The organism is uncultured Mobiluncus sp., assembly GCF_947254095.1.
Lineage (GTDB): Bacteria > Actinomycetota > Actinomycetes > Actinomycetales > Actinomycetaceae > Mobiluncus.
This window is the reverse complement of sequence record NZ_CAMYBV010000002.1, coordinates 90768-111164: the sequence shown is the minus strand read 5'-3', so window position 1 is coordinate 111164 and position 20397 is coordinate 90768. Positions and strand designations below refer to the sequence as shown.

Annotated in this window: 18 protein-coding genes; 4 read left to right on the top strand and 14 right to left on the bottom strand. The window is 58.2% G+C overall.

All coding sequences use genetic code 11. The features are described from left to right. Positions 1-44: 44 nt before the first annotated feature. The 4 genes from Q0X47_RS01210 to Q0X47_RS01195 all read right to left on the bottom strand — a co-directional run bounded on the left by Q0X47_RS01210 (position 45) and on the right by Q0X47_RS01195 (position 3495). On the bottom strand, positions 45-929 hold the full coding sequence (locus Q0X47_RS01210) for an FKBP-type peptidyl-prolyl cis-trans isomerase (RefSeq protein WP_297721810.1): 885 nt from the start codon (positions 927-929) through the stop codon (positions 45-47). A 203-nt stretch (positions 930-1132) separates the two neighbouring features. Continuing rightward, a complete protein-coding gene (gene erpA / locus Q0X47_RS01205) occupies positions 1133-1477 on the bottom strand; it encodes an iron-sulfur cluster insertion protein ErpA (RefSeq protein ID WP_297721807.1) in 345 nt (114 codons plus the stop codon). A gap of 124 nt (positions 1478-1601) precedes the next feature. Then, the gene (locus Q0X47_RS01200; RefSeq protein WP_297721805.1) at positions 1602-2111 is read right to left on the bottom strand and encodes a hypothetical protein; all 510 of its coding nucleotides are present in this window, start codon (positions 2109-2111) and stop codon (positions 1602-1604) included. 10 nt (positions 2112-2121) lie between these two features. Beyond that, positions 2122-3495 carry a dipeptidase gene (locus tag Q0X47_RS01195; RefSeq protein ID WP_297721803.1) on the bottom strand — a complete coding sequence of 458 codons (1374 nt, stop codon included), beginning with the start codon at positions 3493-3495 and terminating at the stop codon, positions 2122-2124. A gap of 84 nt (positions 3496-3579) precedes the next feature. Between Q0X47_RS01195 and Q0X47_RS01190 the strand changes: the two genes are divergently transcribed. From Q0X47_RS01190 to Q0X47_RS01180, 3 genes are all read left to right on the top strand, one after another. Continuing rightward, on the top strand, positions 3580-4215 hold the full coding sequence (locus Q0X47_RS01190) for a DUF3043 domain-containing protein (protein WP_297721801.1): 636 nt from the start codon (positions 3580-3582) through the stop codon (positions 4213-4215). A 95-nt stretch (positions 4216-4310) separates the two neighbouring features. Next, positions 4311-5315, top strand: a complete 1005-nt coding sequence (locus tag Q0X47_RS01185; protein ID WP_297721798.1) for an aldo/keto reductase family protein — start codon at positions 4311-4313, stop codon at positions 5313-5315. A 36-nt stretch (positions 5316-5351) separates the two neighbouring features. After that, the gene (locus Q0X47_RS01180) at positions 5352-6398 is read left to right on the top strand and encodes a quinone-dependent dihydroorotate dehydrogenase (protein WP_297721795.1); all 1047 of its coding nucleotides are present in this window, start codon (positions 5352-5354) and stop codon (positions 6396-6398) included. Positions 6399-6444: 46 nt separating this feature from the next. On the opposite strand, the gene Q0X47_RS01175 is transcribed toward Q0X47_RS01180, so the two are convergent. Then, positions 6445-7104, bottom strand: a complete 660-nt coding sequence (locus Q0X47_RS01175) for a hypothetical protein (RefSeq protein WP_297721792.1) — start codon at positions 7102-7104, stop codon at positions 6445-6447. 200 nt (positions 7105-7304) lie between these two features. Here Q0X47_RS01175 and Q0X47_RS01170 point away from each other — a divergent pair, with 200 nt between their 5' ends. Further along, positions 7305-8192: an RNA methyltransferase gene (locus Q0X47_RS01170; protein ID WP_297721788.1), complete on the top strand. Its 888-nt coding sequence runs from the start codon at positions 7305-7307 to the stop codon at positions 8190-8192. On the opposite strand, the gene Q0X47_RS01165 is transcribed toward Q0X47_RS01170, so the two are convergent. The 9 genes from Q0X47_RS01165 to Q0X47_RS01125 all read right to left on the bottom strand — a co-directional run bounded on the left by Q0X47_RS01165 (position 8189) and on the right by Q0X47_RS01125 (position 20357). Next, entirely contained in the window at positions 8189-8962 is a 774-nt protein-coding gene (locus Q0X47_RS01165) for an HAD-IIB family hydrolase (RefSeq protein ID WP_297721784.1), read from the bottom strand. The genes Q0X47_RS01170 and Q0X47_RS01165 overlap by 4 nt on opposite strands. Before the next feature lie 21 nt (positions 8963-8983). Continuing rightward, the gene (locus Q0X47_RS01160; protein ID WP_297721782.1) at positions 8984-10165 is read right to left on the bottom strand and encodes a methyl-accepting chemotaxis protein; all 1182 of its coding nucleotides are present in this window, start codon (positions 10163-10165) and stop codon (positions 8984-8986) included. Beyond that, the gene (locus Q0X47_RS01155; protein ID WP_297721780.1) at positions 10162-11433 is read right to left on the bottom strand and encodes a methyl-accepting chemotaxis protein; all 1272 of its coding nucleotides are present in this window, start codon (positions 11431-11433) and stop codon (positions 10162-10164) included. The genes Q0X47_RS01160 and Q0X47_RS01155 overlap by 4 nt, the downstream gene beginning before the upstream one ends. A gap of 3 nt (positions 11434-11436) precedes the next feature. Next, on the bottom strand, positions 11437-13518 hold the full coding sequence (gene uvrC / locus Q0X47_RS01150) for an excinuclease ABC subunit UvrC (RefSeq protein WP_297721777.1): 2082 nt from the start codon (positions 13516-13518) through the stop codon (positions 11437-11439). A gap of 73 nt (positions 13519-13591) precedes the next feature. After that, entirely contained in the window at positions 13592-14572 is a 981-nt protein-coding gene (gene whiA, locus Q0X47_RS01145) for a DNA-binding protein WhiA (protein ID WP_297721774.1), read from the bottom strand. A 73-nt stretch (positions 14573-14645) separates the two neighbouring features. Next, on the bottom strand, positions 14646-15671 hold the full coding sequence (gene yvcK / locus Q0X47_RS01140; RefSeq protein ID WP_297721771.1) for a uridine diphosphate-N-acetylglucosamine-binding protein YvcK: 1026 nt from the start codon (positions 15669-15671) through the stop codon (positions 14646-14648). An 18-nt stretch (positions 15672-15689) separates the two neighbouring features. Beyond that, positions 15690-16625, bottom strand: coding sequence for an RNase adapter RapZ (gene rapZ, locus Q0X47_RS01135; protein WP_297721769.1), 936 nt, complete (start codon positions 16623-16625; stop codon positions 15690-15692). 55 nt (positions 16626-16680) lie between these two features. Continuing rightward, positions 16681-18483, bottom strand: a complete 1803-nt coding sequence (locus tag Q0X47_RS01130) for an ABC-F family ATP-binding cassette domain-containing protein (protein ID WP_297721765.1) — start codon at positions 18481-18483, stop codon at positions 16681-16683. Between the two features lie 68 nt (positions 18484-18551). Continuing rightward, complete coding sequence (locus Q0X47_RS01125) at positions 18552-20357, bottom strand: Rne/Rng family ribonuclease (protein WP_367178271.1); 1806 nt, start codon at positions 20355-20357, stop codon at positions 18552-18554. Positions 20358-20397 lie beyond the last annotated feature (40 nt).

The following is a 20397-nucleotide window of genomic DNA, read 5'->3' as shown; positions in this document are numbered from 1 at the left end:
TCTTTTCACCAAAATTCCAGTTTCGCGTCCCGTAACACGCGGGGTTAACGGTTTGTATCGTAAGCGGAAACCAGCTGCAACAATTCCGCCTGGGGGTCAGCCGTGGGCGTAGCTGGAGTGAGGACCAAGACCAGGCTGCCCAGCGGCAAATCAGCCAGCCCCAAAGAGTCAGCTGAAACCGAAAGTAACTCACCGGCATTCCAGTCTGCGGCGGTGGTCTGTCCGTTCCAATCCGTACTGACCCGTTTCACGATGACGCCCTGTCCCGCTTCGACTGCCGGGCCGTCGCCAGTGGCATGAACCGCGGTGGTTTGTTTGGAGGGATATGCCCCTGCCGCCACGGTGTTCAGGGTGTATGCGCCTTGGCCGTCGGTCTCAATGCTGATTCCTTCTGGCAAAGGGTTATTGGTAGGAGTGACCTGGAACTTGGAGGCCGCGTCCGCGGACACCGCTAAACGCACGTCCACCACGTAGGCCAGCGTGTCGCCCTTTTTAACCCCAATACTGCTGGCACCCATATCACCGTAAGCCTTGTTCGGGGGCAGAATCAGCAGAACCCGCTGACCAACCTTGACCCCACTCAGCTCTTTCCAGCCTTCAATCGGCGGATTAGCCAGTGAAATCGCGCGCGGTCCCGCCGCGTCAGTAATGGTGGAATCGGGCATCAAATCGCCGCCCCAGACTTTGCCGTAGTAATCCACTACGACCAAGTCATTGTCCTTGACCGCTTCGCCTTTTCCGTCGCCGTCATCGAGCACCTTCATTACGGGAGCCTCCGGCGGCGGGGCTGCCGGGAAATTAATCTCTGGAACCGTCCCGAACTGGGGCGAAGCCACGGTAGGCATTTCGCTGCCAGCAGGTTTAGAACAGGCAGAAAGCGACAGCGCGAGGCTAGCAGCCGTTAGAGCCAAGGCAATTTTTCGTAACACGATACTCCCCAGGAATACTCAAGTTCAGAATTGTTCAAACTTGATTTTACCGTGAAAAAGCCCTCGTTCGGGCCTAATTGTTACCAACTTTTCGACTTTGTTACCTCAGCGCACGCCCCTAAACCGCTGAACCGCACCTCGTAGCGCTAAAAAAGCGGCGAGCCCGGAAAACCGAGATCGCCGCGACACCTGCCAGGATTGCCCTAGTGAAAGGAACCTCCGCAGGAACAGGTGTTGACCGCATTGGGGTTATCGATAACGAATCCGGTCTGAGCCAAGGTGTCCTGGAAATCAACCGTGGCGCCAGCCAGGTAGGGCACGCTCATTTTGTCAACGACCAGCTCAACGCCATCGAAATCCCGTACCGCGTCGTCTTCGGACAGTTCGTCATCGAATTCGAGCTGGTAAATCAAACCGGAACAGCCCCCGGGAGCTACGCCCACGCGCAACCGCAAATCGTCGCGGCCTTCCTGTTCCAGCAAGGATTTAACCTTTGCTACTGCGGCATCCGTCAAAGTGACCTCGTGGGTCAAAGAAGCTGTCTCCATCTATATTCCTTTCATGAAAAACACTGCAACTTAGTCTAACCTTATTTATGTCGTTTTTTCTTCCTCAGTTTCGGTACCGCCCTGACCTGGGCATATCGCCACCTGTCGGGCAGTCTCATTGCTTTCAATCGGGCAAATGCCAGGTTTGGCCCAGGATACGTCCCCACTGCGCGGCACTACGTGCGGGGTGTTCGGTGAGAAAGTAGGCTTGGGCGATGCCCGATTCCTGCAGCTGGCGGCGTGACAGCGGGGAATCCGCAGCCAACACCACCACTGGTTGAATGCCTCGCCGTGCCGCCCGAGCCACAACCAGGTTCGCCAAGTCAGCTGGGCCGGGAACATCGGTGATTTCCGGTTGGATGACCAGGTATAAATCGGCCTGCGCGTCCAGCCGGACTTGCCGGAGGCTGACAATGGTCAGTCCTTTCACAAGCGCCGTGCCGGTGCTGTCCGGGGTGGGAACGGCCGAGTTGAACGCGGCCGGGCTCGTGCACTTCGCTCGTGCCGGCTGGGCCGGCTGCAAATCCGCCACGTCCAGGTGCAGGGTGTCAGCCGGATGGTACTGGCCCCACGCGCCGCAAAAGTCCTGAGCAAAATCGGCGAATTCGGGAGTCGCCAGAATCTGGATTCGCACCGGGCTGAACCTACTTGAGCGCCGTTGCCGAGTCGTGAGCCAACCGCCCCAACAGCAGGGTCTCGGCGAGCACCGCCCCTTGTAAATCAGCTAAATCTTGGGATTCGTTTTCCGAGTGGGCGTTGGTGTAGGGATCCTCTACCCCGGTCACGAGGACTTCGGCAGCGGGGAAAAACTCCTGGAAAGTGGCGATGAAGGGAATCGAGCCACCTTGCCCAATATTGACGCTCTTGACCCCAAACGCATCGGTCAGGGCTCCGTGCATCAAAGCCAGCACCGGAGAATCCAGATTGGCGGCATAGGCCGGACCGGCTTCCAGGCACTCCACGCTGACTTCGGCTCCGAAAGGAGCGTTGGCGAACAGGTAATCCGACAGTGCTTGAGCTGCCTCTTGAGGGTCCTGACCGGGGGCAATCCGCATAGAAATCCGGGCTTTCGCCTGCGGGATAATCGTATTCGAGCTGGCCGCGACGCTGGGCGCGTCAATCCCGATGACGCTGATGGCCGGCTGGGTCCACAGGCGGGAGGCGAGGTCACCAGTTCCCGTCAGTTCCAGTCCCGCCACAGCACCCATTTGTTTCCGCAAGTCATCTTCTGGGTAGTCCACGTCCGCCACTGTATTCGTCACCAATCCTGGCACCGCCACACTGCCCTTGTGATCGTGCAAAGTAGCGATGAGCCGGCACAGGCAGGTCAGGGCATCTACGGTGACCCCGCCGAAAGCCCCGGAATGCACGGCATGGTCCAAAGTCTTGACGCTCACGTCTACGCTCAACACGCCGCGCAGACCGGTGGTCAAGGCTGGCTGGTGCACATCCCAGTTCCCGGAATCGGTCACGATGATGACATCAGCCTGCAGGAATTCCTGATTCTGTTCCAGAAAGGCGGTAAAGGTGGGAGAGCCAACTTCCTCCTCGCCTTCGATAAAGATTTTCACGTTGACGGGTAGTTCATCGCCCCACGCCCGCAGCATTCCCAAGTGGGTGGCCACCCCGGCTCCATCATCGCTGGCACCGCGGCCATAGAGACGGCCGTCGCGCTCCACCGGCTCAAACGGATCCGAATCCCACTTATCCAAGTCCCCGGTGGGCTGCACGTCGTGGTGCGCATAGAGCAGCACGGTGGGAGCGCCAGCCGGTCCGGACTTTTCAGCCAAAATTGCAGGACGAGAAACTAATCCAGTTTTCGAATCTGTGACGGTCACAATGCGCGTCGTGGCTCCAGCTGCCTCCAGGTTCTTCACAATGTATTCCGCGCTGGCCTGCATATCCGAGGCATGTTCCGGCAGAGAGGACACCGCGGGAATCCGCACCAAGCCTTTCAAGAACTCGACTACATTGTTGAAATCGGCAGTTGCGCGTTCGCGCAAGGTTACTTCCTCCACCGCATTTTCCTTTCCCTTTATTTCGTTTGCCGGTCACTTTGCCGGTTTTCCAACATAAAAAATCTGTGGCATGATTTGCCTATCATGAGTCTATTAAAAAAGCAGCAGCCAAGCGAAGCTGAAAACACGGGCGAATCGAAAACCACCACCAACCCACGCCAAAAGAAGGGGCCTACCCCTTCTCGTAAACAGCAGGAAGCCCGCAACTACCAGGGACTGCTGGGGGTTGACAAGAAAGTCGCGAAAGAGCGGGCGCGCGCGGAATCGCGTCGTCGCTACGAACGCGAACAGGAAGGTTTGCGCACGGGGCGTGAAGATTTGCTGCCTTACCAACATCGCGGCCAAGCTCGCCGGATGACCCGGGACTACATCGACGGACGTTACAGTTTCGCTGAATTCATGATTGTGACGATGCTGACGCTCATGGCCCTCAGCTTGATTGCTGTTTCCATTTTGAACCGGCAAAACTCGGATCTGGCCCAAAAAGTCAATACCTGGACTTTAATTGGCTCTTACGCCGTTTTGATTCTGGGTATGTTAGATGCCGGTTTCATCGCGGGACAAGCCCGACGGATGGTGGTGAAACGTCTGGGTGCCGACAATGTCCCACGGGGATTGCGCTGGTATGCCTTTACGCGCGCCATCATGATTCGCCGGTGGCGCAGCCCGAAGCCTCAGGTGGGGCGCGGCAAGTCCGCTAAACGGCAGCGAGATTCCTGATAAACGCGCTGTTTTATTGTTAAATTAGCGTAAATTCAGCGTTTACCGCCCGTTAAGAGTCGCGGTCAACGCTCTATAACTTATAGACTGGCATCATGGACACACGTTATTTAGGTAACTCTGGACTTAAGATTTCTTCGCTGATCCTCGGGAACTGGCTCACTCACGGAGCCCAGATAGAAGACAAAACTGCGGAAAAAATCGTTCGGACCGCCCTTGAGAACGGAATTTTTACATTTGATACCGCCGATGTTTATGCCAACGGCGCTGCCGAAAAAGTCCTGGGTCGGGCTTTGCGGGACGTGGATCGTCAAGACTTGGTACTGATGTCCAAGGTCTATTGGCCGGTCAAGGGTTTCGGACCAAACGATGCCGGACTGTCCCGCAAACATATTTTTGAGTCTTGCCACAACTCTTTGAAGCGGCTGCGCACCGATTACCTGGATGTCTATCAGGCGCATCGTTTCGATTATGAAACCCCGCTGGAAGAAACCATGCTGGCTTTTTCCGACCTGGTGAGGGCCGGAAAGATTCTCTACGTTGGGGTTTCCGAGTGGTATCCCGACCAGATTCGCGATGCAGCGCATTTGGCCCGCGAACTGAAGATTCCCCTGGTCTCTAACCAGGCTCAATACTCTCTGCTGTGGCGAGTCGTCGAGGACGGTGTCGTCGAGGCTTGCGAACACAACGGCATGGGACACCTGTGCTTTTCTCCTCTGGCACAAGGGGTGTTGACCGGAAAGTACCGTCCGGGGGACACTCCTAAAGAAAAAACGCGTGCGGCCAGCAAAGTTGGCTCCAAGTTTATGCACCGCTGGATGCAGGACGACCTGCTGGCCGCGGTGCAGGGATTGCGCCGAGTCGCGGAAGAAGCCGGTTGCCGCATGAATCAGCTGGCTTTGGCCTGGCTGTTGGCTCGCCCAAATGTTTCCGGCGTCATTATTGGAGCCTCCAAAGCGTCTCAGATAGAGGACAATTTGGGAGCTTTAGACGTGACTATTGACGACCATTTGAATGCTCTCATCGACGATGTGCTGGGGGATTTTGTGGTTCATACGCAGCCCGATGATTATCCCAAGTCTCCGTTGAAGCGTCCCTAGTCCCGTTCATCTTTCGACCCGACTAAACTTGTCCCTATGTACAAGTTTGTGTTTCGTCACCTTTTCGTGAAACTCGATGCCGAATGGGTGCATCGCCGCGCTATCGACTGGTTAGCATTTTGGGGACGGTTTGGCATGGCACGCCAGGCGGCTTCCCGAATAGTCCACCGTGGTGAACCAACCTTTACCTGGCCCCTGCCCCGGCCAAATTTCGACCCCGACCTTTCGGGTACCGAGTTCCGCACCTACGGCCCCCTGGGCTTGGCGGCAGGCATGGACAAAGAAGCCCGCGCGGTCGCCATGTGGGACGCGCTGGGCTTTGGATTTATGGAAATCGGCACCATCACTCCCTTGCCGCAGCCCGGCAACAGCCGTCCACGCTTGTGGCGTATCCCGCAACAGCGTGCCCTGCGCAACGCGATGGGCTTCAACAACGAAGGCGCCCGAGTGGCGGCCCGCCGGCTACGGCGCTGGCGAACCGAATACGGTGAGGGAATCATCATCGGTGCCAATATCGGGAAGAACAAGGTCACTCCCCCCGAAAAAGCCCCAGCGGATTACCGTAAAGTCACGCGGGTATTGGCTGCCCTAGTAGATTTCCTGGTTATCAACGTGTCCTCGCCAAACACCCCCGGATTACGTGACCTACAGGCAGTTTCCTCCCTGCGCCCCATCGTCAAAGCGGTGCAACGCGAACTGGAGTTCCAGGGACTATCCGAGCTGCCCGTGTTTGTAAAAATTGCCCCCGATCTGGCCGATGAGGACATCGTTGCGGTAGCGCAGCTGGCTACGGATGAGGGCTTGGCTGGAGTGGTGGCGACCAACACGACCATCAAGCACGACTTGGGTGCCGGCGGAGTATCTGGCGCGCCGCTGCGAACCCGTGCCCTGGAGGTTGTGAAAGTGCTGCGAGCAAACCTGAGCCGGGAGAAAACCATTATCGGGGTCGGCGGCATCTCGACCCTTGACGATGCCCGCGCTATGCTGGCTGCCGGCGCGAACCTCATCGAAGGGTTTTCCGCGTTTATCTATGAGGGTCCCGCCTGGCCGGCACGCCTCAACCGGGAACTGACCCACAGCTGACTTCTGACCGGTTTGAGACGGCCTACCCGCCTCGCGTTGAGCCTAACTAATCCCACCAGAACCGCCACAGCTGCTGATTCAGGTGCCCGTTATGAAAGACGCTGACTTCATCGGGACAGGCGTCTTCACCCAACTCAAAGCACTTGAGGCCTGCATAGGCCGCGTGCGGATCCTCGTCGTCAGGACCGAGCCCCAACAGATGCGGCGACACAAAGACAGTATCTATGCTCAAACGCTCATCAAAGCGCTGCGGCCCAATCATGTAGCCGGAAAAGAACGTTTCACCGGGATGCTGCGCCACGAATCGCAACAGATTCTCTAACCGCGGAGCATAGTTTTGCCGCTCGTCCAATGCGTTGGGCGGTATCACTTTCAACAGTTGGGTGGCTAACCACGCGTCTCCATCTGAGTACGGCAGATAATCAACCATTTCCTCCACGTCCACATCGGGATATTCGCGAGCCATGTCAAACCACATCCAGTCCGAATACGGCAGAGCCAGGGTGGTGACTCCTTCCAGCACCGTCCAGCCCCGCGGACCGTAGATGCCCGGATCCAGCTGAGGATTGCCGATAAGACCCCGCAAACTTTCTAAAGACATGGTTTTTGCTAAGTTACAGCGCTCACAATCGCAACTAACGTCATGATGCGGCACTTCCTGAGCCCTCCAATTGCGCAGTTCTTGCATAATTTCTAAAGTCGCCATAGGTGTTCCTTTCTGTTTTCCCCCAGCCTCGGTTGGCGTCGTGTTTTTTATCAGTGTTCTCACAATCGGGCCGGGTGTCGAAAAAGGATTTTCTTACCTGTGGAAAACCCCCATTTCGCCCCCCTTGTGGAAAACTCTGTAAATCCGCTTTTTTTCGGTCTAAAGTTGGGAATTTTGGGGATTAAAAGGCAGAATTAAGCGTGCTAATTGACCTGGATTCCCTCACTGCCTACCCGGAATATCTGAGTGACTACACCCAGTTAAAAGACGTGAATCTGCGCCGCAGTCTGGAAGCGGAACAGGGGCTGTTCATGGCGGAATCCAACGAAGTTATCGGCCGAGCCCTGCGCGCCGGATATACCCCGCGCTCCCTGCTTTTAGCCCCGCATTGGTTGGAGATTATCCGCCCATTACTCGCCGCCAGCCCAGCCACCGGATTTGCGGACGACGGCGGTCCCATTCCCGTGTTTGTGGCTCCGGAAGCCCTCTTGGAACGCCTAGTGGGTTTTCATCTGCACCGCGGGGCGATAGCAGCCATGCAGCGCAAACCGGCCCCGGATCCGCGCGAAATCCTGAACCGTTCGTCCCGAGTCTTAATCCTGGAAGATTTGGTCGATCACACGAATGTGGGAGCAGCAGTGCGCAGTGCCGCGGCCTGCGGCTACGACGCCATCATGGTCACGCCCTCATGCGCTGACCCGCTGTATCGCCGGGCGGTACGGGTTTCGATGGGCACGATTTTTCAAGTGCCTTGGACCCGGTTGGAACGCTGGCCCGACCCGACGTTATTTCACGAGGCTGGTTTTGAACTGGTCGCGTTGGCCTTGCGCGAGGACTCCCAGGACTTGCGAGATTACGCGGCGGAATTGGCCACTGATCCGACTCGAAAGGTTGCCCTCATTGCGGGAGCTGAACGGGATGGGTTGAAACCGCGGACCATTGCCCGCGCCGATAAAGTGGTGCGCATCGCGATGGCTCACGGGGTCGATTCCCTGAACGTGGCCGGGGCTATCGCTATCGCCTGCTGGGCGACCGCCGCAAAATCGCCCGTGAACGGTTCATCACCAACCGAAACTTGGGATCGCTAGGCGAGCAACCGCCGCAGCCAGGACAAAGTGTCCGCGGGACTGCTCACCGCCTGACACGGCACCCCGGTTGCCAGCACCGGATAATCGTTGCCCCGCTCGTCGAGACGATCCCCCAAGAACACAAGGTTGAGCGGGGTGTATCCGGTCGATTCCATTAGGGAGCGGATGCCGTAAGCTTTATCCACTCCGCGTGCCGTGACGTCCACCGAGGTGGCTCCCCCGCTGCGCACCTCCAGCTGGGGCAACTGCTTTCCCAGCGCCTGCACCAACGCGGCTTTCTTAGAGCCGTCGGGGTCCCAGGCTCGTTTTGCCGCGAGGGGCGCTTGCTGACCCAAGGCGGAAAACGTCACCTGGGTGCCGCGGTCCTCGATGATGTTTCCCCACGGTGAGGATTCCCAAAAGCCGAGTTCACGAGCGGTTGTTTCGATAGTTTCAACAGTCTGTCGCCGCAGGTCCGCCGCGAGGTCTCGACGGTAGACGCGCACCAGTTCATCCGGGCTGCTTCCCGGTTCCATTCGGTAATACTGGGTGCCGCAGGTGGGCAGCAGGTGCAGCGTGTGCTTTGGGACCGGCTGGTCGGCGAGTCGGGAAAGAACTTGGGACTGGAACTGAGAGAGCTGGCCGCCGGAAATAACGGCCGCTTCGTAGCTGTTCAGCAGCCTAGCTAGGGCAGCCGCCATTTCGGTGTCAAGGGGCATTTTTGAGGGTGCCAGGGTGTCGTCAAGGTCGAAAGCGACCAGCCGCAGGTATTCAGAGGGGGGAAAGTGCATCGCTTAACTATCCTGAAGGGGCTAAACCGTAAACCGGGCCATACGCTCATCCAAGGTTGAGACGGCGTCTTGCACCACGCTCATGTGGTCTTGGAACTGCTCAGATTCAGTATGGGCACTATGGGAGAGGGACGCTAAGGATTGCGAATGAGTGAACAGTTCGTCAGAAAACGAACGCACCTCGTCGATGCCGGTGTTAGCGTTGGACAAAGCCGTTTCTTGACGGTTCACGTCCTGGTTGACAGCCTGTTGAGAGGCACTCAGCGCCTCCAGCTGGGACAACAGAGATTCGATGCGCTGTTCCCCGTCTATCGCTTGGGTCTGGAGCTGGGCGACCTGGCTGATAACCTCACCGGTAGTTTGGGCAGTTTGCGAAGCCAAATCTTTGGCCTGGTTGGCGACCACAGCAAAACCCCGCCCGGCTTCCGCGCTGCGGGCAGCCTCGATGGTGGCGTTCAACGCCAGCATATTGGTTTGTTCCGAGATAACAGAAATATCCGTCATTAAAGCCATAATGTATTCCACCGAGGTTTTCAGCTCGTTGACCGCGTTGCTCAGATTGCGTGCGGCCGTGATGCCTTCGGAACGCAGAATTTCGTTGCTGGAGGCAATTTCGGACAAATTGGCGATGTCTCCCGCTACCGCGGTGCCGTTCTCAGTCAAGGTTTGCGCCGTCTGTCCCAGTTCTGTCCCGGTTTCAGACAGCCGGTTACTGCTCTCTAAGACCCGGTCGTTGCCCGTTTTGACGATTTCGGCCTGGCTGCCGGCAAGCACGGCAAAGTTCCGCAGTCCGTCTACCCCGCTGCGCAGATTGACCACCAGGGAGGACAAGGAAACCATCGCCTCATTGACGGCTTGCGACATATCCGCAATTTCGTCTTTGGTATAGATTTGGGCACGTTTCGTAAAATTGCCCGCCGCGCAGTCCGCTAGGGTCAGGGACACAGCTTTCACCGAGCGGCGGATTCGGGCCCGCATGGTAAAACCAATGATCGTCCCCAGGATGGCCAAAATCACTATCAAAATGACTTGGATGATGATTTGGGTGAAAATTTCACGCTGCTGGACCTGGGGCTGACTTCCCAGAGAGAGGATTCGCTTCAACCCCACCAGCAGTAACACCACAGAAAGCGCCGAAAACCCAAAACTCAACCACGCGGTAAACCGGAACTGCCCCGCGATGGAGATCAGCTTTTGTTTCATGACTGTTCCCCCGATTCCTCTGGGCTTTCCGGATTGCGTTCCCCCGCGTCCTCAATCATCTGGAGGTTGTGGATCATGGTGCGGGTGGAAGAAATAATTTCCTCCACTTTGTCGGATTCGGAGTCGATGTTTTGCAAACTGGTCTGAGACTGGGTGGCGGCCTCGGCGATGGTCTCGATTTCCTCGCTCAAGGCCTGGGCCTGGGCAAGTGCTCCCGCACAGGCTGCCTCCATCGAGGCCACGACCGCGGCCTGGTCAGCCACGGCTTGGGCGGAAACCTGCTGAGAATCATTAATTTGGTTCAATTTTTCGGCGACGTCGGCAGTCACTCCCACCGCCCGGTCGCAACGTTCCTGAATCTCTGTAGAAGCCTGGGTAACCGCCGCCGCCGCGGTGCTGGTTTGCACCGCAAGTTCTTTAATCTGTCCGGCCACGACCGCGAAACCGGCCCCGATTTCCCCGGCTTTCGCCGATTCAATGGTGGCATTCAAAGCTAACAGGCTGGTTCGTTCCGCGATTTGGGCAATCTGATCCACGGAAACAGAAATTTCTTGACTGTGGGATTGAAAATCTTGAATAATCTGAGAAATTTCTGCTAGGTCCTGCACTTCGCTGTGCCCAATTGCTAGGGCTTCCTCAGTGTGACGGGCAATGTTACTTCGGGAGGAGGAAATCTCGGCAGCGGCATCAACCAGTTCCGTTGCCGACTGGGTGAGCATCTGAGCTTGGGGCGTGACCGTATCGACTTCCTGACCGACCTTGCCACCGGCCTCACCCAAGGCGCCAACCGCACCGTGCAATCCGGTTTGTTCCTCAGAAACCTGACGGTACACGCTGCGAGTTTCATTCATCAGCTGACTGAGAGCTAAACGAGTTTCATTCATCACCCGCACCAAATCAGACAGCTCATCATTGGTCACTCCCCGCGCTGCCACCGTAAAATCTCCTGCCGCTATCGCCTGGGCACTGCTCCGCACCGAGCTGGCAGCATCGGTTATGGAACGGGAAATGAATCTGATGAGCGCCCACGCCCCCGCTGCTCCGGCCACTCCCACGACAATCAGCGCTCCCACCACCACGGGCAGGTTAACGCTGAGCGCACCTTGAGAACTGCTGGCTACCCGCCCTAACAGGTGAAGCAAAACCACCAGAGAAACTAAAAATACCAAGCCCGGAGTCAGTAACACGGCTACCCCGCTGACCAGGTTTTTCGCTAAAAGGTTAAACCTGATTCCGCGCAGACGCAGCTCAGTCGGGTTATCGGACATGCGTTAATTCTTACCAGAATTCACGGAATTGTTCAGGAATGCCACGAGGTTTTCCGCTGTTTTCAAGCCAAAACCGGGGACTTGGGCAATCTCGGAGGCGCTGGCCTCACGCAAACGCTTGACCGATCCGAAATGTTTGAGCAACGCCTTCTGACGGGCGGGACCAACTCCTGGAGCCGCATCCAGAATCGAACGAGTCATAGCCTGGGCGCGTTTCTTGCGATGCGCGCTGATGGCAAAACGGTGTGATTCATCACGTAAATACTGCAGCAAATACAGGGCTTCGGAGGTACGCGGAAAAATGACCGGAAAGTCGTCGTCTACCCGCCAGACTTCCTCCAAGCGTTTTGCCAGTCCGATGACCGGAATGTCCCACACCCCGACCTCATCCATCGCCGCCCGTGCGGCATGAACTTGGGGCAGTGCTCCGTCCACCACGACCAAATCGGGACGGTAGGAAAACCGCCGCGGTTCTTTCTCCGTTCCCAAGGGGGGCATGGCGCTAGATCGTGCCGTCTGGGTGGAAGGGTTTTTCGTTTCGACAAGGGCCGTGCCGCTCGCTGAAGTTGTTGCGGTGGGCTCGGGCAGCGCCGCGCCCAGGCCGTTTTCCTCTTGAATGAGGCGTTCAAAGCGCCGACGCAGCACCTCGTTCATGGCGGTCGTATCGTCCGGGGTACCCGTGCCGTCAGCGCCTCGAATCGAAAACTTCCGATAGGCATTTTTACGAGGAGCGCCGTCCTCGAACACCACCATGGAACCCATCTGAAATGTGCCTTGTGTGTGAGAAATGTCGTAACACTCAATGCGCAGCGGTGGATCAATGTCGAGCAGTCGTCCCAGCTCATTCAAGGCCAGGTTCCGCTGCGTCAAATCCCGAGCTCGCCGGGTCTTGTACAGGCGCAGCCCCTCCACCGCATTGAGCTGCACCCGGGACAGGGCGTCGCGTTTGGCCCCGCGCTGCGGCACCCTAATACTCACCTGGGAGCCCCGCAACTCACTCAACCAGCGCTGCAACACACCCACATCTGTTGGGGATACGGAAACCAAAATCTCCTTGGGAATGACGGAAGTATCAAAATGAGCCATATCGTTGGCGGAACTGGGGCCGACTCGCTGGGGACGCGTGGCGCCTCCCTCGCGGGCCATGTCTGCCGCAGTTTCTCCATAGATTTGCTCCAAAGCCCGTGCCATCAGGGAGGGTTCGTCCAGGTCCTCTTCCCGCGCGCTCACCCAGCCGCGCTGCCCGCGAATCCGCCCCGCCCGTACATAAAACACCTGGACAGAAACCTGGAGTTCATCGGCTTCGAGGGCGAACAGATCCGCGTCTGTGTCGTCGCTGAGCACGGCAGCGTTTTTTTCCAAAACCTTACGCAGCGCCTCCAGCTGGTCCCGTTTCCGCGCCGCGTCCTCGAAACGATAAGACTTAGCATCGTCCCACATGGCAGTCTCAATCTCACGCAGGAACCCGGCATCACGCCCGCTCATGAAGTCGCAGACTTTTTCCGCCAGTTCACGGTGCTGCGCGGCGCTGACGCGGCCGATACACGGCGCGGCGCAACGTCCGATATAACCCAGCAAACACGCCCGGTTAGCGGCTTGGGCCCGAGCAAGCACCCCATCGGAGCAGGTCCGCACCGGAAACACGCTTTGCAGCAGCTCCAGGGTTTGGCGAATCGCCCACACCGCCGTGTAGGGTCCGAAGTAGCGCACTCCGCGTTGATGCGCGGTACGCAGCACCCCCATACGCGGATATTCCTGGTTCATCGTCACCGCGAAGTACGGGTAGGACTTGTCGTCCTTAAACATCACGTTGAACTGGGGGTCGTGTTCCTTAATCCAGGTGTATTCCAAGGTCAGAGCCTCAACCTCGGAACCGACCACCACCCAGGACACCGACGCGGCACTGGCGACCATTTTCGCGGTGCGCGGATGCAGACGGGCGGGGTCTACGAAGTAAGACGTCAGTCGATTGCGCAGATTCTTGGCTTTACCCACATAGATGACTCGGTCGCGGCCATCGCGCCACCGGTACACCCCCGGCTGTGTGGGAATCTCGGAGACTTTGGGAAAATCTGACGCTTTCATGGGAACCTAACGTCACCGCAGACGGGGTTACCCCCCTTGTGAACCGGGCTCAAAGCGGCATGACCGGCGGCATTCATGATTCCAGCATTTCGGGATTCAACCCAGATTCGGTGTCGGGGATTCCCAGCTCCTCCGCCCGTTTATCAGCCATGGCTAACAGGCGGCGGATTCGGCCCGCCACTGCGTCTTTTGTCAGCTGCGGTTCGCTGAGCTGGCCGAGTTCTTCCAGCGAAGCCTGCTTGTATTCCAGACGCAGCCGCCCCGCAGAAATGAGGTGCGGGGGAATGTCGTCGCCCAGGATTTCAAAAGCCCGGCGCACGCGTGCCCCCGCCAACACGGCAGCCCGGGTGGACCGGCGCATATTGGCATCATCAAAATTCGCCAACCGGTTGACTTCCCCGCGTTTCTCGCGCCTTTCGCGTTTATCTGTCCACTCGCGCAAAGCCGTGATCGCGCCCATCTGAGTCAGCAAAGCCCTAATAGAGTCGTTTTCCCGCACGGCGACCCGAGATAGTTGACGCACCTCTCGTGACTTGGCGTTCGCCCCCATACGACGAGCCATGCCCACCAAGGCTAGAGCCGCTTCGGGACCGGGTGCCGTCACTTCCAGCGCCGAAGACCGCGTTGGCTCTGTCAGGGACCCGCGAGCCAGAAAGGCTCCGCGCCACGCGGCCACGCAGCCGGATAGGGGTCCGGACACGATTTCCGGGGCCAGCCCCCGCACCGGACGGCCCTGTTTGTCCAACAGCCCAGTTTCTTTCGCCAGTTTTTCTGCCCCCGGCACCACTCGCACCACGTAGCGATCCGCTTTACGGATTCCGGTTCCGCTGACCACCACCACAGAGGAGGCCGTATGGTACAGACTCCGCAGAGCGTGCTGCAACCGTTTCGCGCAATCCGGGTGATCCAATTCCGCCTCCACCACTATGGAACCTGCCACCAGGTGGATTCCCCCCGCAAACCGCAGCAGCGCAGACGTTTCAGCGCGAAAATCGGCTCGCGATTCGACGCGAACCCCCACGAGTTCGTCTTTCGCGACTGCTGTCAGGGACATAGTGTCACTTCCTCCTAGTTGTGAAAAACCGACACGGTTGCGAGCCGGTTAGTGAGTTCAATCACTATTCTAGCTAATGATTGTCGAGCTCTTCGATACTGGACAAATCTCCCCAGTTTCCGCTCATAGCATCCCTGAAGGCGGCCGCCAACCGCAAGAAATCGTGGCGTGCGGTGCCGTCTCCGACCGAAATTTGGCGCAACATAACCTGACACCCCAGGTCGTTAGCGGCATTTTGTAAGTCGTCAATATCCGTCACCGAAACGGGGTCGCCAATCACCACCGACAGCCGCAGCTCAGGAACTATCTGATGTAAAACCCGCAGATGATCGGGCAGAGTCAGGTCTTGTGTCTCCCCGCGTTGGCGGCTGAGGTTCAGCACCAAGGCTTTCCGTGCCGGCGAGCGCACCAGTGCTTCCCTTAAATCTGTAATCAGCAGGTGCGGCATCACCGAGGTGTACCAGGAGCCCGGACCCAACACGACCCAATCCGCGCTTGCGACGGCCTGTAAGACTTGGGGCGTAACCGGTGCATCGGGAGGATCCAAACGAATTCCCCGCACCACCCCCGGTGCCTTCGCAATCTTGGATTGACCGCGGATCGTTTGAATCCGACCGTCAACTTCCAAATCAGCTTCGATAGCCATGGGGACAGTGGACATCGGCAAAACCCGACCTTGCGCATCCAACAGTCGGGTCATCCATTCCAGACCCGCGACCGGGTCATCCAGAATCTGCCACAAACCGGCCAGCAACAGGTTACCCAGGTTGTGTCCGTTCATTTCCCCGTTAGATTTGAACCGAAACTGCAAAATATCACGCCAGGTCAGACCCCAATCGGATTCATCGCACAAGGCCGCCAGCGCCATGCGCAAGTCGCCCGGCGGTAGCAGGTCGAACTCTTGACGCAAACGCCCGCTGGAACCTCCGTCGTCGGCCACGGTAACGACCGCCGTGAGGTCCGTGGTGAGGTGGCGCAAAGCCGAAAGGGTGGCGTACAGACCGTGTCCTCCGCCAAAAGCCACCACTTTCGGGCCGGTCGCGCGCCCCGGCCAAACGGAATCTTGGGGAGGCTCAAAATAATGTCCTTGTGAATCCATATCTGTAATCCCCCCGAATTATTCCTTGCCGATATCACGATGTACGGTGCGTACTTGGAAACCTTTAGACCGCAGCAGGTTGGACAGGCGTTCAGCCATCGCCACCGAACGATGCTGCCCTCCGGTACACCCCACGGCAATCGTCACAAATGGCTTTAACTCGTGCAGGTAGCCGTTCAGTACCGGCGCCAAAGTATCAACGTAGTTCTGGGCAAACTCGCTGGCCCCGGGCTGGCTTAATACGTATTTCGCCACTGCCTCATCCCGTCCGGTCAGGTGTCGCAGTTCCGTCACCCAGTAAGGATTGGGAAAAAATCTCACATCGACCACGTGATCGGCGTCCATGGGTAAACCGTATTTAAACCCGAAACTCATCACCGTCACGTTTAGTCCGTTGACGGTTTCCCCGCTCACGAGTTCGCGGATTCGCCGGGCCAGGTCGTGAACATTCATGTGGGTCGTGTCCACATAGATGTTGGCGCGGTCGCGGATGGGCCCGAGCAGCTCCCGTTCCGAGGCAATCCCGTCCATAATCCGCCCTTCACCCTGCAAGGGGTGGGGGCGGCGCACCTGTTCGTAGCGGCGCACCAACACCGCGTCGGAACAATCGAGGAATAAAACTTGCAGGTCGACCTGGGCTTCTCGCAACGCATCCAGGGTGGACATGAATTCCGAAAAGAAACTGCGCGAACGCACGTCAACCACCACTGCCAGGCGGTGCACACCTTCGCCTCCGGGAGTCATCATCCGCGCCAAAGGACCGAGCATCCGGGGAGGCAGATTGTCCACCACATACCAGTTCAAATCCTCCAAGACCTGGGCGGTTTGGCTGCGTCCAGCCCCGCTCATGCCGGTAATAATCAGCATCTGGGCGCGTTCGCTGACGTCTCGCACGGATTGGGCATCCAGTTCAGGAATGCCCGACGGTACAGTTGGGGTGGGGTCTTCACTCATGTTTCCAGCTTATCGAGTTGATGGAGGGAAGTTCAGGCTTTGCGTAAGTCCAAATCTAAAGCCCTTCCGCCTCGTCCATCCACTGTGCCTCAAGTTGTTCGACCCGGCCGCGGGCGGTTTGCAGTTCTTTGGTCAATTCCGCCAGTTTTTCGTAGTCGGCGGGGTTTGTCTCAGCCAGCTGCGATTCAATCTGGGCTGCCTGTACGCTGGCCTTGGCAAGCTTACGTTCCACGGATTGCAGACGTTTTTGGGTTTCGTAATCGGCTTTGGAACTGGTTTTCCCGTTCTCAAGGTTCCCCCGCGGGGCTGACGGCTCGTCCGACTTGGGTCGGCTGGCTTGCCGCGCCTGTTCGGCCAACTCCAAGTATTCGTCCACGCCTCCGGGAAGGTGGCGCAGACCGTGGTCGATAACGGCATACTGGTTATCGGTAATCCGTTCAATGAGGTAGCGATCGTGGGAGACGACCAGCAACGTTCCCGGCCAGGCGTCCAACACGTCTTCCAAAGCAGTTAACGTATCGGTATCAATATCGTTGGTGGGCTCGTCCAAAATCATCACATTCGGTTCTTCGAGCAGCAGTAACAAAATCTGCAGACGCCGTTTCTGTCCCCCGCTCAACGCCCCTACCTTGGCTTGCAGCTGGGAGGAATTGAACCCCAAACGTTCCAGCATCTGGGCGGGGCTCAGTTCCCTGCCTTCCACCTCAAAAGAGCCTTTGAGCTTGCCCAATACCTGGTAGACACGGTAATCCGCAATCTCGCGCAGCGCCCGAAACTCTTGATCCAGGATGCCAATTTGCACTGTCTTGCCTTCGCGGCGTCGCCCCCGAGTCGGGGTGAGGTCCCCCGCCAGCAAACCCAGCAGGGTCGACTTTCCGGCTCCGTTGGCGCCCAAGATTCCGGCGCGCTCCCCCGGCGCCACTCGCCACGTGACATCGCGTAAAACCGAAGGGGAATCCCCTTGTGCGTCATAGGAAAAATCCACATCCACCAGGTCCACAACGATTTTCCCAAGCCTTCCGGTGGCCAGTTTCACCAGCTGCACCGTGTCGCGCACTGGCGGAACATCTTCGATAAGCGCGTTGGCGGCGTCGATGCGAAACTTCGGTTTGGAAGTTCGCGCCGGGGCTCCGCGGCGCAGCCAAGCCAGTTCTTTGCGTAACAGATTTTGGCGTTTTTCGGCGGCGAGAGCAGCCTGCCGGTCACGTTCCACGCGAGCCAAAATATAGGCCGCGTATCCACCTTCAAACGGTTCCACCATGCCGTCGTGGACTTCCCAAGTATCGCGCGACACCGCATCGAGGAACCATCGGTCGTGGGTCACCAGCAACAGGGCGCCCTCCCGTGCGGACCAGCGGCGATTCAGGTGATGCGCCAGCCACGCCACCCCCTCCATATCCAGGTGGTTCGTGGGCTCGTCCAGTCCGATAACGTCCCAATCGCCAATCAGGAGTTTCGCGAGGGCGAGGCGTCGGCGCTGTCCCCCACTCAGTGCCTCGACCGGCGATTCCCACGCGATTGCGGGCAATAACCCATCTAATACTTCTCGAATCCGCGGGTCGCTGAGGACTTCGTGGTGTTTGGAGCCTGCCAACAGCACTGTTTCCACCGTGTCACAGCCGCTCAGAGCGTCTTCCTGTCCCAGCAAAGCCACCCGCAGCCCGTTGCGCCGGGTGACGAGCCCGGAATGCGGCTGCTGGGTTCCGAACAGCACCCGCAGCAGCGTTGATTTGCCGTCTCCGTTGCGCCCGACAATCCCGATACGGTCCCCGGCGCTAACCCCGACCGTGACGTCGTCAAGCAGGAGCTTGTCCGGATACTCCACGTGTAGGTTTTGCCCGCCCAGAAGGTTACCCAAGACGCCTCACTCCAAAAACTGTCCGCAGACCCCCGGTGGACCGAGCAAACTGCGGAAAAATCCGGGAACTACCCTTGTGAAACCACAATATCGGCATCTGCCGAATCCGTATTGATAACCCCGGTAGAGGCGGCCCGGCGGTGGCGGCGTCGCGGTGCGGTACCCTCCGTAGGAGCGTCTGAACCTGTGATTTCCAGGCGTGTTTGCGCCCCATCCAGAGCAGGTTTCTCGCTGGCCTTTTCCAAGGAGGGCTTGTCACTGGCCTTGTCCAGGGAAGGCTTTTCCTGCGGCGTCGTCAATAGCTTCGGTTCCCGAGTTTTGGACGAGTGCGATTGGCGCGGGGCAGGCGGCTCGTGTTCCTCGGAGGAGTGAGCGGCAGTAGCGATAGCCGCCATAGTTTGACGCACTTCCGGGTTCGTTTCCTTCACCGATTTTGCACGGGACCGACCACGCTTCGAACTTGCCGAAGACGTGGATCCGCGCCGAGGTGCAGGATGGGACACCACGTCTTCTGGGGCTTGCCCGTTGTTCTCGACCGGCACATCGTGAACGATGAAGCCGCGGCCGTCACAGCATTCACACTGGGTCGAAAATGCCTCTACCAGCCCTTGACCGACCCGTTTGCGGGTCATCTGAATCAGGCCGAGGGAAGTCACTTCGGTGACCTGGTGACGAGTCCGGTCGCGTCCTAGGCATTCCACCAGGCGGCGTAGCACCAAATCCCGGTTCGACTCGATAACCATATCCACAAAGTCGATTACCACAATGCCACCGATGTCGCGCAGCCGCAGCTGACGCACGATTTCCTCGGCGGCCTCCAAGTTGTTCTTGGTTACGGTTTCTTCCAGAGTTCCCCCGGCGCCGATGTACCGCCCGGTATTGACGTCAATAACCGTCATCGCTTCGGTCCGGTCAATAATCAGATAACCGCCGCTGGGCAGCCACACCTTGCGTTCAAAGCCTTTCGCGAGCTGTTCGTCAATGCGGTGAGCGGCAAAAATATCGTCCTCGCCTTCCCAGTGCTTCAGGCGGTCCTTTAACTCCGGGGACAAATCACGCACATATTTGGAAATGGTCTTCCACGCGGTATCGCCCTGAATAGTCAGGGAACGGAAGTCCTCATTAAATATGTCGCGTACGACTCGCACTGCCAGTTCCGGTTCCCCGTGTAGCAGCACCGGCCCGTTGCGGGTCTTGCGCTGTTTCGTCTCGATTTCTTGCCAGATGCGGGTGAGACGTTCCACATCGGCGCGCAGCTGCGCTTCCGTGGCTCCCTCCGCGGCGGTTCGAACAATAACTCCGTAACCGGCCGGGACCATCGTTTTCAGCAGGGCCTTGAGACGTTTGCGTTCCTCCTCGGGCAACTTGCGCGAGATTCCTGTCATCGCGCCACTGGGCACCAACACCAAGTGACGGCCAGCCAGGGTAATCTGAGACGTCAAACGGGCACCCTTATGCCCAATCGGATCCTTTGTGACCTGCACCAAAACCAGGTCGCCAGGGTTGAGCGCATCCTCGATACGCCCGGTTTTGGCATTCAAACCGGCGGCATCCCAGTTCACTTCTCCGGCATAGAGCACAGCGTTGCGTCCCTTGCCGATGTCCACGAATGCCGCCTCCATCGAGGACAGGACATTCTGCACCTTGCCCAGGTAAACGTTGCCCACAGCAGTCTCTTGGGTGTGCCGCGAAACGTAATGCTCGACCAGCAACCCGTCCTCGAGAACGGCAATTTGGTTCAAACCGTCGCGTTCTCTCACGACCATCTCTCGTTTCACGTTTTCTCGACGCGCCAGGAACTCCGCTTCTGTAATGGGAGTCCGTTTGCGGCTTTCCTTACGCCCAGCCTTACGGCGAATCCGTTTCGCTTCCAACCGGGTAGAACCGTCAAGAGCCTTGACTTCTTCACTTTCC